15 protein-coding genes are annotated in these 16,197 nt (G+C 42.0%); 4 read left to right on the top strand and 11 right to left on the bottom strand.

The annotated features are described in order from the left end of the window. Positions 1–27 precede the first annotated feature (27 nt). The gene (locus C2M33_RS13720) at positions 28–627 is read right to left on the bottom strand and encodes an FMN-dependent NADH-azoreductase (protein WP_105174673.1); all 600 of its coding nucleotides are present in this window, start codon (positions 625–627) and stop codon (positions 28–30) included. A 188-nt stretch (positions 628–815) separates the two neighbouring features. Between C2M33_RS13720 and C2M33_RS13715 the strand changes: the two genes are divergently transcribed. After that, positions 816–2,738 (top strand): alpha/beta hydrolase family protein, encoded by a 1,923-nt coding sequence (locus C2M33_RS13715; protein WP_063700311.1) that lies wholly within the window; start codon positions 816–818, stop codon positions 2,736–2,738. Positions 2,739–2,792: 54 nt separating this feature from the next. Here the strand turns inward: C2M33_RS13715 and C2M33_RS13710 are convergent, their stop codons facing one another. From C2M33_RS13710 to yghU, 3 genes are read right to left on the bottom strand one after another with little or no spacing between them, the layout of a single operon-like run. Then, positions 2,793–3,179, bottom strand: a complete 387-nt coding sequence (locus C2M33_RS13710) for a hypothetical protein (protein ID WP_105174672.1) — start codon at positions 3,177–3,179, stop codon at positions 2,793–2,795. Between the two features lie 60 nt (positions 3,180–3,239). Then, positions 3,240–4,538: an MFS transporter gene (locus C2M33_RS13705; protein WP_105174671.1), complete on the bottom strand. Its 1,299-nt coding sequence runs from the start codon at positions 4,536–4,538 to the stop codon at positions 3,240–3,242. A gap of 36 nt (positions 4,539–4,574) precedes the next feature. Further along, positions 4,575–5,414 carry a glutathione-dependent disulfide-bond oxidoreductase gene (gene yghU / locus C2M33_RS13700; RefSeq protein ID WP_055021453.1) on the bottom strand — a complete coding sequence of 280 codons (840 nt, stop codon included), beginning with the start codon at positions 5,412–5,414 and terminating at the stop codon, positions 4,575–4,577. Between the two features lie 111 nt (positions 5,415–5,525). Here yghU and C2M33_RS13695 point away from each other — a divergent pair, with 111 nt between their 5' ends. Both C2M33_RS13695 and C2M33_RS13690 read left to right on the top strand, forming a co-directional pair. After that, entirely contained in the window at positions 5,526–5,900 is a 375-nt protein-coding gene (locus C2M33_RS13695) for an STAS/SEC14 domain-containing protein (protein ID WP_105174670.1), read from the top strand. 8 nt (positions 5,901–5,908) lie between these two features. After that, positions 5,909–6,928 carry an endonuclease/exonuclease/phosphatase family protein gene (locus C2M33_RS13690; RefSeq protein ID WP_233999209.1) on the top strand — a complete coding sequence of 340 codons (1,020 nt, stop codon included), beginning with the start codon at positions 5,909–5,911 and terminating at the stop codon, positions 6,926–6,928. 32 nt (positions 6,929–6,960) lie between these two features. Here the strand turns inward: C2M33_RS13690 and C2M33_RS13685 are convergent, their stop codons facing one another. Both C2M33_RS13685 and C2M33_RS13680 read right to left on the bottom strand, forming a co-directional pair. After that, complete coding sequence (locus C2M33_RS13685; RefSeq protein ID WP_063700297.1) at positions 6,961–7,551, bottom strand: rhomboid family intramembrane serine protease; 591 nt, start codon at positions 7,549–7,551, stop codon at positions 6,961–6,963. Between the two features lie 112 nt (positions 7,552–7,663). Further along, entirely contained in the window at positions 7,664–8,350 is a 687-nt protein-coding gene (locus C2M33_RS13680; RefSeq protein ID WP_105174669.1) for a type 1 glutamine amidotransferase domain-containing protein, read from the bottom strand. Between the two features lie 133 nt (positions 8,351–8,483). Between C2M33_RS13680 and C2M33_RS13675 the strand changes: the two genes are divergently transcribed. After that, positions 8,484–9,395, top strand: coding sequence for a LysR family transcriptional regulator (locus C2M33_RS13675; protein ID WP_063700294.1), 912 nt, complete (start codon positions 8,484–8,486; stop codon positions 9,393–9,395). Here C2M33_RS13675 and C2M33_RS13670 read toward each other — a convergent pair. The 5 genes from C2M33_RS13670 to C2M33_RS13650 form a co-directional block, all read right to left on the bottom strand. Continuing rightward, the gene (locus C2M33_RS13670) at positions 9,392–10,129 is read right to left on the bottom strand and encodes a dienelactone hydrolase family protein (RefSeq protein ID WP_063700291.1); all 738 of its coding nucleotides are present in this window, start codon (positions 10,127–10,129) and stop codon (positions 9,392–9,394) included. The two genes, C2M33_RS13675 and C2M33_RS13670, sit on opposite strands and share 4 nt — an antisense overlap. An 89-nt stretch (positions 10,130–10,218) precedes the next feature. Then, on the bottom strand, positions 10,219–11,448 hold the full coding sequence (locus C2M33_RS13665) for a glycerophosphodiester phosphodiesterase family protein (protein WP_105174668.1): 1,230 nt from the start codon (positions 11,446–11,448) through the stop codon (positions 10,219–10,221). 35 nt (positions 11,449–11,483) lie between these two features. Then, the gene (locus tag C2M33_RS13660; protein WP_063700288.1) at positions 11,484–12,341 is read right to left on the bottom strand and encodes a carboxylate/amino acid/amine transporter; all 858 of its coding nucleotides are present in this window, start codon (positions 12,339–12,341) and stop codon (positions 11,484–11,486) included. A gap of 99 nt (positions 12,342–12,440) precedes the next feature. Next, positions 12,441–13,868 (bottom strand): amidohydrolase family protein, encoded by a 1,428-nt coding sequence (locus C2M33_RS13655; protein WP_063700286.1) that lies wholly within the window; start codon positions 13,866–13,868, stop codon positions 12,441–12,443. Positions 13,869–14,015: 147 nt separating this feature from the next. Further along, entirely contained in the window at positions 14,016–16,154 is a 2,139-nt protein-coding gene (locus tag C2M33_RS13650) for a M3 family metallopeptidase (protein WP_063700285.1), read from the bottom strand. Between the last annotated feature and the right edge of the window lie 43 nt (positions 16,155–16,197).

Raw genomic sequence — 16,197 nt, 5'->3', positions numbered from 1 at the left:
TTTATATCTAGCTTTATTAATCACTTATTAAAGCGACGCGGTAAAAGCCTTTATTTTGTTTTGTGCTGCTTCTAAGCTTTGCTCTGCACCCGGCATCGCAAGGCCTTCTGCATAGATAAAGTTAACGTCAGTCATACCCACAAAACCAAGTACATCTTTTAAGTATTTAGTTTGTGTATCCATCTCTGTGCCTTGATACATACCGCCACGTGCAGCAAGTACCACTACTTTTTTGTCTGTAATTAAACCTACTGGGCCTTGCTCAGTGTATTTAAACGTAATACCAGCACGAGCAATACGATCAATCCAAGCTTTAAATGTTGATGGAATACCAAAGTTGTACATTGGCATGCCAATAACAATCAGGTCGTTATCGTTAAGTTCAGCAATTAAATCGTCAGAAATTGCAGCAAGTGCTTTTTGCTCATCGCTGCGCTCGTTTGCATCAGTTATCCAAGCAGCCATTTCTGTCTGCGTTAAGTGAGCAATCGCATTGTCGCTTAAATCGCGAGTTGTTACTGAAATTTGTTGGTTGTTAGCAAGCTGCTCAACAAAATGTTGGCTAAGTTTGCTTGAATTACCTTGTTCACCATTTAAAGATGAATTTAACACAAGTACTTTTTTCATCATGTCACCTAAGAAAACTGAAGTTATGCAGCCATTATAATTAGCAAAAAATAAATTAATAATGCTATTAATCGAGTGTTATGTTCGCTTTAAACGAATGAATGGTGTGCCTAAATTTGTGAACTGGTCTTTTTTTATAATTTAATGTTATTATTGCCGGTACAATAAAAATAGAAATGGACTTTATTATGAAGTACTTACTGCTTACACTTTTGGCAGTGCTCAGCTTAATGCCCCGTGCTGCTGAAAACACCCAACTCCCTGTAGAATCTTTCGCCTCTTTACGGGCTTTTAGCCAAGTAAAATTTTCGCCAAATGGTAAAAATTTATCGTTTATTCGAAATGTAAATGGTGAGTTAGTTTTAATGGTTTATAACCGTGAAACTAAACAAGCTGATTCTATTATCCGTTCAGATAACCACACTATTTTCTTCGATTGGTATGAATGGGCAAATGATGAAGTGCTACTTTTAGGTGCGCGCTATATTCAACGTCAATTTGGCGGTCCTAAATATTCATCGACTCGCATGTATGCCTACAATATTAACGATAAAGGCAAGGCGAAACTAGCCAATGAACCAAACTATAACCGTGATGAACGCCAACCTCAATTTGGCGATCAGGTCATCAGTTTTTTACCTAATGATAAAGATAAAATCTTAGTGCAAGGTGACTTTGATGTTGCCAATGCGCCTGGTGTGTATGAACTTGATTTAAATACACTTCGTAAAAAGAAAGTGCAGCGTTCACGTAACAAAGTCATTGCTTGGAAAGCAGACCGCCAAGGTAATGTACGAATTGCTCTTAAAATGGATGAAGATGAATTTGAATATATTCTTTACGATGAAGATAGAGATAATCGTAAAACGTTATTTAAATATAAAGCATTTAGCCCTGATGTCGTGACAATTTTAGGCTTTGATAAAGACCCTAATATTCTTTATTTCAAAGCACTTAAAGATGGCTATGATGCGCTTTATAAAATGGACCTAGCAACCATGAAAAAAGAGTTAGTGTTCAGCGATGACAACTATGATTTTGACGGCTCTATTTTTTATTCGCCACTTACCGGTGAGGTAGCTGGTTTTACTCATTCGCATCTAGAAGATGGCATTCGTTATTGGAACGATGACTTAAATAAATTATACACTGCATTACGTGGTGTATTACCAGCAGATAAGTTTGATATTGATATTATTGATACCAGTAAAGATCAGCGTCAATATGTGGTTTATTTGACAAGCGACGACAGCACAGGAACTTACCTGCTTGGGAATCGTGATACTAACGAGTTAACCGTATTTGCATCGGCATTCCCGGATATTGATGACACAGTTTATACTGGTAAAAAGAAAATCAGTTATAAAGCCCGTGATGGCTTAACTATTGAAGGGTATTTAACTTTACCTGTGGGTTACAAAGAAGGGGATAAATTACCCACTATTGTGTTCCCGCATGGTGGCCCTATGGCTCGTGATTATGCTGGTTTTGACTATTGGACAGCATTACTTGCCTACAATGGTTATGCAGTACTGCAACCAAACTTCCGTGGTTCGAGTGGCTATGGTCATGAATTTGAGATGGCCGCAGTTCAAGGTTTTGGTAAAGAAATGCAAGATGACTTGCAAGATGCTGCTAATTGGCTTGTTAAGGAAGGTATCGCTAATGGAGATAAAATCTGTATTGGTGGGGCAAGTTATGGTGGTTATGCCGCATTAATGGCGGTGGTTAAGCACCCAGAAACATTCAAATGTGCAGCAAGCTTTGCTGGCGTTACTGACCTTGAGCGTATTGTTAGTAAGGCGCGACATTTCACTAATAAAGAAATTGTGCGTAAGCAATTTGGTACTGATAGCGATAAACTAGAAAAGGTGTCGCCTGTTAATTTTGCGAAGCAAATCAATCGCCCGGTGCTATTGGTTCATGGCTCAGATGATAACGTGGTGCCTGTTTATCATAGTCGTGAAATGGATGATGAACTTAAAGACGAAGGCAAAGATGTTACTTACATTGAGCTCGAAGATGGCGACCATTACTTATCGCACCAGCCGTATAGAATTAAAACGTTGAAAGCGTTTTTAGAGTTCTTCGATAAGAACCTGAAAAACTAGCAAAGAAAAAGGCGACCTAGGTCGCCTTTTTTAATACCTGATTCTGCGTCAATTTTATTTATAGGCTAATTCAGCATCAATATTGCGCATTAAGTTGGTAACCCAGTTAATGTATTGGCGGTGGATTTTTTTGCCATTGTAATCAAGGTTTATCGAATCTTTGTAATCAATCGAGTATTCTTGTTCGTTAAACGTAATATCAACGCGTAATTGATGTTTACGAATATCAAGTTTACCTAAGATTTGACCTTCAGCGTTTGAACGACACGTCCAACCTAGTTTCATACATGCTTTTAAAATATTGGTTTTGATACTTTCAAGGTCATGTTTACCAGATGCCATTTGCGGTACAGGGTTTGCGTCAAAGTTACGAATAGGCACACTGGTGCTACAAGCAGAAAGTGTAAGTAGCGTTAAAAGTGCAAAAGCTGCCTTTTTCATAGTAAGTCCTTTTTTGGGAATAAAAAACAGCAAGATTATGCGCTTTTTTTAAGGTAGGGTCTAGGTATCAGGTAAAAACCAAGCACTTATAGCACCGACTAAGCCTAAGATACTGTAGAAAAAAATTAATTCTGCCGTTGTTAAAAAACTATTCAATAAGCCAACACTACCTAGCAGTAATAAAATAACCCCGATCACCGTATTACTGACAGAGACGTAGTCAGTGCGCTTGTTTCCTTCAGCCATATCAACAAGGTAGGTTTTACGACCAAGGCGAACCCCTTGATGAGCTACGGTGAGTAAAAAATAACAGAGCGGTAATAGCCAAAACTCATTGAGCGTTTGTGGGCTAAGATAAGCTACTAAATAAACGGCGAAACCGTTGAGGGTGACGAGCATTGCAGCAAACACTAATACTTTGCGGCTCGATAAGTCACTTAATCGACCCCAGATAGGCGCAGAGACTAAGCTGGCAAGCCCAGAAAGCGCCATAAACGTAGCAAGTAGTGAAAAGTCGAAAGCCTGTTCACTGGCAAGAACGATATAAAACGGTGCGCTTAAAGCAGAGCATAACAACAATGCTCGAGTGACAATAAAATGAGCAAATTGCTTATCTTGGTAAAGCAGTTTTAATTTTGATAAAGCATGTAAAAAGCCGTTTTCAGCGCCTTCGGTTGCGCCTTTGTATTCTTGAATGCGGCTATAACTGAGTGCTGCAAACAGCCACATTAAAGCGGCCAGCATTAATGCAACATACACCCCATTTTCATAGCCAAGGCTTTGTAGATACCATAAACCAAGACCAAAAGTGAGCGTTGCAAATCCGGCAAAACTCGCAGCAAGACCGCTAATGCTACCACGCTGCTGTTTTGGAATAACCTTGCCTAATACATCTTTTGCAGCGATGGAATTAAAGCCACGGGCTAGGCTAAAGACAATTAAAATAGCGATGATAGCAAACCCAGCAGTTGCACCTTGGAGTGTTAAAGCACAAATCAGCATACCAACAATACATAAAGCCTGCACAATTGCGCCAATCACCCAAACCCACTTTCTGACTGGGAGCTTGCGAATAGCACTGGCGATGGCCAGTTGTGGCAGCATTGAGCCTGACTCACGAATAGGCACAAGCCAAGCAATAAAGCTACTTGGTACATTAATGCTTTGTAATAGCCAAGGCAGGGTCACTTTAGGGTTTAACAAGGCATCTGCAAATTTACTGAATAGCTGACTTACTAATAGAGTAATAAAATTGCCGGGTACCACTTTACAAGCGGCTTCATCAATTGCTTTACAGGCACGGGCGTCTTCGGTGTTACTAAGGCGTTGGTAGATGTCTTCTTTACTGAGCTTTTTCATAGGGTTCAGAGGTTATGAAAAAGGGCAATTAAGCCCTTAAAAATCTTCCTTAGAGTGGCGCTCCGCTAACTGCTCAGCTTCATCACCCCATGTTTTGTTAACTCTGCGACCTCGTTTTACTGCAGGGCGGCGCTCAATTTGTTTTGCCCAGCGCATCACATGACTATATGACTCAACATCTAAGAACTCAGCTGCATCATATAAATTGCCAAGTACTAAGCTGCCATACCACGGCCAGATTGCGATATCGGCGATTGAATATTCGCTGCCAGCCATGTAGTCATGGTCGCTTAAATGACGGTTTAGTACGTCTAACTGGCGTTTTACTTCCATGGTGAAGCGGTCAATTGGGTACTGCATTTTAAATGGTGCATAACTATAAAAGTGACCGAAGCCTCCGCCTAAGTAGGGGGCAGAGCCCATTTGCCAAAATAGCCAATTACGACATTCTGTTTTACTGGCGTGATCGCTTGGGATCAGCGCATCAAATTTCTCAGCCAAGTATTGTAAAATTGCACCTGACTCAAACACGCGAGTAACGGGCGTTGTACTGTGATCCATTAAGGCTGGGATTTTTGAATTAGGATTAACACTTACAAACCCTGAAGAGAACTGGTCACCATCGCCAATTTTAATTAAAAATGCATCGTAGTCAGCTTCATCAATACCAAGCTCTAATAGTTCTTCGAGCATGATAGTCACTTTTTGGCCGTTTGGTGTCGCAAGCGAGTAGAGTTGAAGATCGTGTTTACCAACGGGCAAGTCTTGCTCGTGGGTTGCACCTGAGACCGGGCGATTTGTCTTCGCCCATTCACCACCGTTTTCTGCATCCCATTGCCACACTTTAGGTGGTGTATAACTGTCGGTATTACTCATTGAAACTCCTAAATTGTGCTTTAATGAATGTCATTACGAAACTACCATCCTAGTTGATCAGATAAAGCAAGGGAAGTACAGTTATTAATTATGAATAACAAGGAGGATGACATGAAAAAGCATGGTTTAGCCATTGGCCTTGAGCGCACTGGCACGACTTTTTATCTCACAATGAAAATTGTGGGGAAGCTCACGCATGACGATTACAAAACTCTTACCCCTCTTATCGATAATGCAGTAGCGGCAGTTCCGAGTGCAAAAATAAGAGCCTATGTTGATATTACTGAGTTAGAAGGCTGGGAGTTACAAGCCGCGTGGGATGATTTTAAGCTAGGCCTTAAACACAACAAAGAGTTTTGCCGTATAGCAGTAGTTGGTAACAAACACTGGCAACAAGTGGCAAGCAAAGTGGGTAACTGGTTTATCAGTAGCGAAGTGAAATACTTTGAAGACCCGATTATTGCCACTGAGTGGTTGCACGAATAAGGAATTAAGTGATAGAAAACAGCCAATTAAAGGTGGCGACATTTAATTTATATAATTATTTAGCGCCACCTGACGCATTTTATGATTTTCAGCGCATTTATAGCGCTGAGCAATGGGCCAAAAAGCAGCGCTGGTTGGCCGATTATCTTAAAAATCAGCAGCCAGACATTATTGGCTTTCAAGAAGTGTTCAGTATCAATGAACTGAAACAACAAGTTAACGCAGAGGGTTACCTCTATTTTGCAGTCGTTGATGAGCCAACGGTGATTGATGACTTTATTTATCGCGATCCGGTTGTGGCTATTGCCTCACGCTATAAAATTGTTGATGTCAGTCAGGTTGAGGCAGAGCAAGATGATATTTTAGCGATGGGCTTGAGCGATAATTTTAACTTTAGCCGCAGTATTATTCGCGCGACACTTGAAGTACCTCACTTAGGACACGTCGATTGCTATGTAGTGCACTTTAAATCAAAACGTAGCATGCTCTATCACCAAGATGATGAAAGCCACAGCGAACAGCAAAACTTAGTTATGCAGTTAAAATCGCAAGCCCTTGGGCGCTGGGCATCAAGCATACAACGTGGCAGTGAAGCAGCACTGTTACTCGTTGAAATTATTAAACGCAGAGCGCATAGCAATAACCCTGTGATTGTGATGGGGGACTTTAATAATGAGTTACACGATGGCGTTCTTAACCATTTAATCGCTGACCACCTTCGTTTTAGCGGTCATAGGCAAAATAGCCCATCTCGTTCAGAGTTCAAACTACAAGATAGTTGGCAACTCTATCAGCGCCATGTTGTCACCGAGAACGACAGAGAAGCCACCCACTATTTTGGTAGTAGCAGCTCAGTATTTGATTATATTTTGTTATCCCGTGAGTTTGATGCCGGGTTTCAGGGTAGCTTTTTTGAGGTGGTTGATTATCACACCTATGATCAGCACTTGATCAACCCCCAGTTTGCCTATGATGATCAAAGTACCGACCATGGCGTTGTGATGGTGACAATGAAGTTAAGAGACTAGAAGCCAATAGCTTTCAGCTTTCAGCTGTCAGTTTAAAGCTTAGGGCTCTTTTGCTTATCACGCTTTGCCATTATATAGCCGATTAGTGCGCCGCTAATTGCGCCGAATAAATGGCTTTCGAATGAAATATGAATGCGCTGCGGGAAGACACCCCAAATCAGGCCGCTGTATAACACAACAACCGCAATACTGATTAAAATGGCTTTGAATGAGCGGTGCATAATGCCGTAGCTAATTAAATAGCCCCATAAACCGTAGATAACACCACTGAGCCCTACATGAATATTGCTGCGGCCAAATAGCCATACTAGTAATCCACCAATGAGCGCAGTGCCTGCAAACACCAGCCAAAAGCGTTTTACGCTAAATTGGCAAACTAGCCAGCTGAGAATAGCAAATGGCACTAGGTTACTAAAAAGGTGTGCCCAGCCACCATGTAAAAATGGCGCAAAAAACACCCCTGATAAACCAGACATTTGCCTTGGCAAAATACCTAAACCGTTTAAGTTTATGCCGGGTAGGGTATTAATTATTTGCAGTACCAAGCACATCAGCATAATGCCTAAAATTGCGAATCGCTTACTACTGATAGGAGGAATTTTGACAGCTTTTTTTTCAGTCATGATGAGAAGCTCTTAAATCAATGTGACCGAATGAGTATAACTTATTAAAAGTGAAGGTAAACACCTTGATATGCAAGGTGTTTACTAAAGGTCTAGGTCATGTTGAGCTAGTTTAACCTAATTTGGTTAATAGTTTTTTCGCAGCAAGTTCAGAACTTGCAGGGTTTTGCCCTGTGATTAGTAGGCCATCTTCAATCGCAAGCTCGCCCCAATCATCGGTTTTTTGATACTGACCACCTTGTTTGATTAGCTCATCTTCAACAAGTAATGGCACAACATTGGTAAGTTGTACGGCATCCTCTTCTGAGTTACTAAAGCCGGTTACTTTTTTATCAAATACCACAGATTTACCAGCTGCACTTTTCGCATTCAGTAATACGGCACTGGCGTGACATACTGCACCCACTGGTTTCTCTGAGTTAAGAAATTGCTCTATCAAGCTAATTGAATCTTGGTTATCAACTAAGTCCCATAACGGACCATGGCCGCCAGGGTAAAATACCGCATCAAAATCATCAGCTTTAACTTCAGCAAGTGGTTTAGTATTGGCCATTAAGGTTTTTGCTGCGCTGTCTTGCTCAAATCGTTTTGTGGCATCGGTTGCTGCATCAGGGGCTGCACTGTTTGGATCAACCGGAGGTTGGCCACCTTTAACAGAAGCTAACGTTACCTCTGCACCGGCATCAATAAAGGCGTAGTAGGGTGCTGCAAATTCTTCAACCCAAAAGCCTGTTTTATGGCCTGTATCGCCAAGTTCATCGTGTGAAGTAAGTACCATTAAAATTTTCTTAGCTGACATAGTGAACCCTCTTTGTGTATTAAACATCGTTGATAACACTATAGGGATGAAAATTGAGTTAAACAACGCAGATAAATTTGACTTCATTGGTTTAATAATTGATACAATTATTCAGGTTAGATTAGGAGTTTGTATGAAAGTATCGTTTGAGCAATTAAAAAGTATGGTGGTGTTTGCCCACATTGTGCAGCAAGGCAGCTTAACTAAAGCGGCTCAACAACTTGGTTTATCAAGGGCTGTAGTTAGTTATCACTTAAAGAAATTAGAACAGCAATTAAAGCTCACGTTACTTAACCGCTCAACGCGTACCATGACCCTTACCGAAGCTGGTATGGCTTATTATGAACGTTGTCAGGCTATCACCGAGCACGCTGAAGCTGCTAATTTACACCTTGAGAACTTAAAGAGTGAACCGGTTGGGGTTATTAAATTGAGTTGTCCGGTGAATGTAGGCTTGCAACTTGTGGTGCCGGCACTTGCTCAGTTTAAGCGTTTGTATCCGAAAATTGATATTGATTTACAGCTTAGTGATGATGTGGTTGATATCATCAAAGAAGGCTACGACTTAGCGATTAGAGGCGTGGCCCTTGAAAGCTCAAACTTACAAGCGACTAAACTTGCAAGTATGGCGACTTGCTTATGTGGTTCAGTCGATTACTTTACAAAATACCCTATACCTAAGAGCATCGCCGATTTAGCGGAGCATACATGGGTGGTGTATCAACTAAGTAGTGCTGTTGTCACGCTCGAAAAAGATAAACGCCGCTTTGAGGTGGCAGTTAGTGGTGGCATAAGTACCAATAATGCCGCTGCGCGAACTGCCTTTGTTGAAGCTGGGCATGGCTTAGCGAAAATCCCAGTTTATGATGCATTGCCAAGGATCAAAGCAGGATTGTTACGCACAATCTTAGATGATTACAAAACTGCTGATATTGAACTTTATGGCGTATTCCCGCCAGGGGCGGCGGGAAGCAAAAAACTGCGGGTTTTACTTGATTACTTGAAGGATTATTTTACTAATCAAGTAGCCACTATGACGATTTAAACAAGCGTGCGATTAAATAAAGCGACTGCTTGTTGATACATGCTGATGGCAAGGACAGGATCGTATCGGTCGCCTTCGTCGCGCATAAACGCATGTTGCGCGTTCACTTCTTGCCACTGGTAATTAATGCCTGTTGCCACCGCTTGTTGGTAAATTTTAAGGCGGCCTTCTTTTGGTACATGTGGGTCTTGTTTACCCCAAACAAAGTGGATCTCACCTTTAATATCTGCCATGCGCTCAAATGAGTTATTCCCTGCTTGTGCTGGTAAAGTATCACTGTGTATATCTGTCGCGTATAAACAAAAAGCGGCTTTGATACTTGGGTTTAATGCGGCACGGTATGCAAGGTGACCACCAATACATACGCCCATCGCACCTACATTTCCTGTGCAGTAATCTTGCTGACGTGCAAATGCAATTAAGGCGTCAGTATCTGAGTCATGGCTCTCAAGCGGTTTTGCCCATTTGTCGGCATTGCCTTTGTCTTTTCCAGCATCATCATAAGCAAGTACCGTCCCAATAGGATTTAACTCATGAAAAACTTCTGGCACTAACACGACAAAACCATGACCAGCAAGTATTGCCGCAGAGCGTGCAATAGGGGCTGTTTCTTGGAAAATTTCAGAATAGAAAATAACACACGGGTATTTACCTTCTTCTACAGGGCGATAAATACTGGTGCGCATTGTGCCTGTGTTGGTCGCTATGTCGTGGCTATGGTGCTGAATAATCATGTTAATCCTTGTAAAAAACGGTTTAGCTAATAATACCTCAGCCCCACCTTTTGGACGAGTCAAAGCCCTTGAAATTTATTGATGCTCAGCTATTTTATTGAGGCAGGGTACTGCATACAGCTTGCGTAATAGGTAAGAGTCGCAGGCCAGTCAGAGAAAATAGCCATCACACCCACTTGCTTAGCAAGGACGTCTACTACTTTCATCATTTGCCCATCTTGTTTAATCACGCTGGCAATCGACTGGTAATAATAACCACCACCATTATTTAATGGACCTGAGCGCTCTAAACTCCAAGTAATGATGTTCAGCCCTGCTTGTTTAGCTTTAATAGCATAAAGCGATGGCACGATTTTACCTGACTCATCAAGGCTTAAAAGCATCCATATTGGCGGTGCGATAATGCGTACTCCATCGTCATACAGAGCCTGCATTGATGGCTGCCAGGTGGTGTCATCCATGGCATCAAAGTCTGCTTGCTCATCTCGGCCATCAAGATAAATACTGTTGTTTGCAAATTCAGGGTGATTGTTTAGCCAATACTTCACATCTTCAAGATTAAATGATTGCGGATACACATCATCGCTATTCACACCTGTAGCTCGGTACTCATCAAGCATTTTTTGCGCATAATCTTGCTGGCTAAAACCGTTAAATGGCATGTTAACTTCTGGGCTTTTTAGCTCGGGTGTCATTTTTACACCCAGTGATTTGAATAACTTAATGCTTTGCTGGTGGGTCATAACAGTGCCACTGTTTGCGTATAAGTCAGTGCGCCAGCTTGGTGTGCCTTGCATATACTCTGCGACGGTTTTGGCGTTTGGGTTGGCGCCATCCATTTTAGCTTTTAGGGTTAAAAACTCAGCTTGGGTGATATCGCTGGTGCAGCATTTAGCCTGAGCTGGTTGACCGTCTTTGGCCGGGGTAAAAGGTTGGCTGCATTTTGCAGCCAACTCAGGAATCGCTAAAATGTTGGTAGTGGTGTGTAAATCGCACTGTGAATGGCGACACACGAGTTGTTTGTCTTTAGTAAAGGCAACGTCACATTCAAGTACGCCAGCGCCCATTCTTACAGCAGCCAAATATGACTCTTTGCTGTGCTCAGGAAACTGCATAGGGGCACCGCGATGACCAATTACAAAATCAGTTTTATAGAAAGGGCCATTACCGCATGCCGCAAGTTGCTGCTTTAAAGGCCCATCAGTCATCTTGTCGATTAAATAGTAAGGCCTAGCACCCACTTGCACTGCCTGCTCCTTGGGCAGACTCTTACAGCCTTGAATAACGAAAACTAAACAACATAAAACCAGTGCGCGCATAACAGCATTCCTCTAATCTAATAGAGTTTAGCCTATCATTGCTCCATGGCAGTTTTATTAAGTTTCTGATTTATAATAAGTGCTAATAAGATAATCGCTGCGCCGATGGCAAGCTTGATGATATCGGCATCACGATTCCATATCACAATGTTAACGATGATCCCGGCTGGGATCAGGAGGTTATTCATGACAGCCAAGGCACCTACATTGACGATGGTCGCGCCCTTATTCCAAGCAAAATAACCAAGCCCTGAAGCAATTGTGCCTAAGTAAATTAGCACGCCCCATTGTGTCGTTGTGGTGGGTAGCTTACTGGTATCACCAAATAAACCGTAACAAATCAGTGCGACTATTAAAGCACCAATAAAGAACCAAGCAAACACCCGAGAGTGGGGGAGTTGCTCATCTTGCATTAAACGTTTGTAGGTGACTTGCCCAGTGGCAAAGCAAATATTAGCAGCCTGCACCATTAACATACCAATGAGATAGTTTTCATCGACGCCTTCATAGCGAATAGCAACGGCGCCTAAAATAGCCAGTAATGCGGCGAATAAAAACTTGGCATTAAAACGCTTTTCAAGCAAATCGTTTAACAAAGTGATGTAAAGTGGCGTCATTACCGTGAATAGCAGTACCTCGGGCACGCTAAGGTACAAAAACGAATGGTAATAGAAGCTGTACATCACACCAAGTTGTACTGCGCCTATCGCCATGAGCTTTAGTGCTAAGGCTTTAGGGGTTTTACGCCAGTGTAAAAAGGGCAAAAACACGCAAGTTGCCAAGCCAATGCGCATTAACACACTAAACCATGCATCCACTTGGCCTGCTAAATAAACACCAATAAGACTAAACGAAAAGGCCCAAAGCAGGGTTACAGCAAATAAGTAGGTCATGTTATTCGAGTTATGTGCAAAAAAGGGCAGTGTATATGAGATGGCTGAAAATTAAAATTGCCCATGACGGATAATACGCGGTCATGGGCAATGGGGGGGTTAGGGTTGGCTTGCAACAAAGGCTTTGGCTTGTTGCTTTAATCGCTCAAGTGCGTTGCTATCGTAAAACGTGCTGTGCGAGACAACACCCTTTAGTGTTTGTGTGTTACGAATATCAATAAGCGGGTTTTTTGAAAGCAAAATGAGATCGGCTACTTTGCCTTCACTAAGTGCACCGTATTGCTGTTGTTTATTTAAAAATTTAGGTCCCGCGAGTGTTGCAGCTTGCAGCGTTTGCAGTGGTGTTAGGCCATATTCAGTAAAAATACTCAGTTCTTGGTGTAAAGAAAGCCCCGGATAAATATACGAATTTAAAAAACCTGCATCTGTGCCTGCAATAATGCTCACACCTGCTTGTTGGGCGATAGGGAGTAACTGTGCGGTTTTAATAAAACGCTCTTTGCGCTGTTTGATTTGTGCAGGGGTGTCTTTGTTCGCTCTATCAACTCGCCATTGATACGTCGCTTTTAAACCCTTACCTAAATAATCTAAATAGGCATCGTCTTGATGATTGTCTTCATCAATGTAAGCCGTTATTTTGCCACCGATCAAGGTTGGCACCACGGCGGTGTCGTTGTTAGCAAGAACCGTAAACTTCTCAATGGCTGTTGGTTCATCAAACTGCGCGGTGATAATGGGCAGCGCAGTGCGATAGCTCAGCTCTTTTGAGGCAACCTTTGCGGAAATATCCGCTTCGTTTTTAGCCGCAGCTTTAAGCATATAGGTCATATGCTCAATAGCATCAAGCCCCGCCTTGGAGACATCAGTCACAGACAATGAAAATGGAATATGACCCGAAATTTGGTAACCCCGTTTTTTAACCTCTTTTACTGCCTTTAGATAAAGCTCAGGCGTTAAAGCGCTGTCGGTAATTTTGATAAAATCAACGTCCATGCTGTCTAACAGATCCATTGCAGCATGCATTTCTTCAGTCGTTTCTACTTCTAAATCACCAGGCCAAATAGACCCTTTACCTTCTAATTTCGGGCCTGAGGTGAAAATAGTTGGGCCCACTAACTGACCTTGTTTTACTTGTTCTCGCCAGCTAAGTACAGATTCACTTAAATCAGCCGCAGCATCACGAACGGTCGTTACGCCGTAAGCTAAATATAGTGGCAAGAGCTGTTTATTCTCTTCAATAAGTTCATCACCACCGCCAAAATGAACATGCATATCCCATAGACCAGGCATTACATACTGACCTTTTGCATCAATCAATGTTGAGCTTTGATAGTGGTTACTTAAAGGTTTATCGCTACGTTTGATGATAATTCCATCGCGAATGGCAAGAGATTGCTTTGCTGCGATAGCCCCAGTTTGCATATCAATAATTTGGGCGTTTTCTATCACGATGTCAGCGCGCTGATCTGGGGGTGATGAACATGCAGCTAAAGCTGAGCAAAGTCCTAAAAGTAAAGCGTTTTTCATGTGTGAACTCGTGTTTTTCTTTGAGATTAGCAAAAACGAGTTAACTGACAATGGCTTTGAGGTGAATAGGAATAAAAGTGGGGTGAAAATTTAATTGATACTTAAAAAGTATGAGGGTTACCCCTCATACTCTAAACAACAGTGTGATTATTCAACTAAACCACGACGCTTTAATAGTGCGTCTGTTGTTGGTTTTTGACCACGGAACTCAATGTAACTTTGCATTAAGTCGCGGCTGTTACCTTTTGATAATATCTCTTTGCGGAAATTATCACCGTTTTCACGTGTTAAACCACCTTCTTCAGTCATATGTGCAAACGCATCTGCTGCGAAAACTTCAGTCCAAAGGTAAGCGTAATAACCCGCTGAGTAACCACCGGCAAAGGTATGGCTGAAGTAGCAAGACTTATAACGCGGTGGTACTGGGTAATATGCAATACCATGCTTGTCTAATGCATCATGTTCAAACTTTTGTACGTCAGTGATATCAGCATCAACACCAAATGAATGCCATTCCATATCAAGCAGTGCCGCCGCTAAGTACTCAGTTGTATCGAAGCCTTGGTTGAACTTTTGTGACTCAAGTACTTTCGCAAGTAACGCTTTTGGAATTGGTTCACCTGTTTTGTAGTGCTTGGCGTAGTTTGCAAGTACTGTCGGTTCAATATTCCAGTCTTCGTTTGCTTGTGAAGGAAATTCAACAAAGTCACGAGCAGTGGCTGTACCTGCTAAGCTTGGGTATTTAACATCAGAGAATAAACCGTGCGCAGCATGACCAAATTCATGGAACATCGTTGTTACTTCAGAGAAAGTCATGAGTGTAGGTTGACCTTCAGCTGGCTTAGGAATGTTCTGCGCGTTGTAGATCACAGGCATCGTGTCTTTAAGACCGCTTTGGCTAACATAGGCACTCATCCACGCACCACCACGTTTACCTTCACGTGCATAAGGGTCCATGTAGAATAGGCCGATAGCGCTACCGTCTTCGTTAAATACTTCAAATACCATGACATCTTCGTGATAAACCGGTAGGTCTTTACGCTCTTTAAACGTAATACCGTAAAGTTTATTCATCGCAAAGAATAGACCGTCGTGGATCACTGACTGCATTTCAAAGTAAGGCTTAACTAAAGCAGGGTCTAAGTCGTACTTTTCTTGACGAACTTTTTCAGCGTAAAACGCCCAGTCCCAAGGTTGAAGCGCAAACGTTTTACCTGATTTTTTGATTACTTGTTGAATTTGCTCTGCTTCTGCTTCTGCTTTAGCAACCGCTTTCGGCGCTAAGTCATCAAGAATACCGTAAACGTTATCAGTTGTTTGCGCCATACGTGTAGTCATTACATATGAAGCCCAATCTTTGTAGCCAAGTAATGCTGCTTTTTCTGCGCGTAACTTGGTTTCTTTGATGATGATAGGGCCGTTTGTCGCTTGCGCACGTGTTGCCGATGTAGTCCAAATCTTTTCACGTAACTTACGGTTTTCAAGGCTTTGTAAGATAGGTTGGCGAGTCGTGTTCACGAGTGTGATCATGTAACCTTCTTTACCTGCTTTTTCAGCAGCGGCCGCAAGGCTTGCGATTTCGCCTTCAGATAAACCCGCTAGCTCGCTTTTATCTTTAACTAAAATCACATCTTCTTTGAATGACTTTAAGATGTTTTGTGAAAACATCGTTGAAAGCTTGGCAAGCTCTGCGTTGATTTCACGCATTTTTGCTTTTTCAGCTTCAGTTAGTTTTGCACCCGCATTAACAAACTTTTTGTAGTAATAATCAACAAGGCGTTGATCTTCAGCATTTAATGAGGCTTTGTTGTCGTAAATGCTTTGTACGCGAGCAAATAATGCTTTGTTTAAGTAAATATCATCTGTGTGAGCAGACATAACGGGTGCCATTTTTGCGGCGATACGTTGGTACTCACTGTCAGAGATTAAACCCGATAAATTAAAAAATGCTGCAGAAGTACGGTCTAGTAACTCACCCGATAATTCCATTGCAACAAGGGTATTTTCGAATGTTGCTGGTTCTGGGTTGTTTGCAATCTTTGCAATTTCAGCTTTTTGCTGAGCGATCCCTGCTTCAAACGCTGGCTCGTAGTCTTTGGTCGAAATTTTATCAAACTCAGGAGCCATATATTGTAAAGGGCTTGGCTTGAAAAGAACGTTTTCAACATTGGCTGTTTGTGTTTCAGCGGCAGTTTCAACTTGAGTTTGAGTGTCGGCTTGTTGCGAACTACAAGCAGATAATAAAAGCACACTAGCAATTGTAGTTGCTACTAAGGTCTTACGCATGAGAGCTCCAAAAAAGTGGATAAATCTTTTTTAACTTACCAAA

This window comes from Pseudoalteromonas sp. T1lg122, assembly GCF_002964825.1.
Classification (GTDB): Bacteria; Pseudomonadota; Gammaproteobacteria; order Enterobacterales; family Alteromonadaceae; genus Pseudoalteromonas; species Pseudoalteromonas gelatinilytica.
The sequence above is the reverse complement of the archived record's forward strand: the minus strand, read 5'-3'. Positions and strand labels throughout refer to the sequence as shown.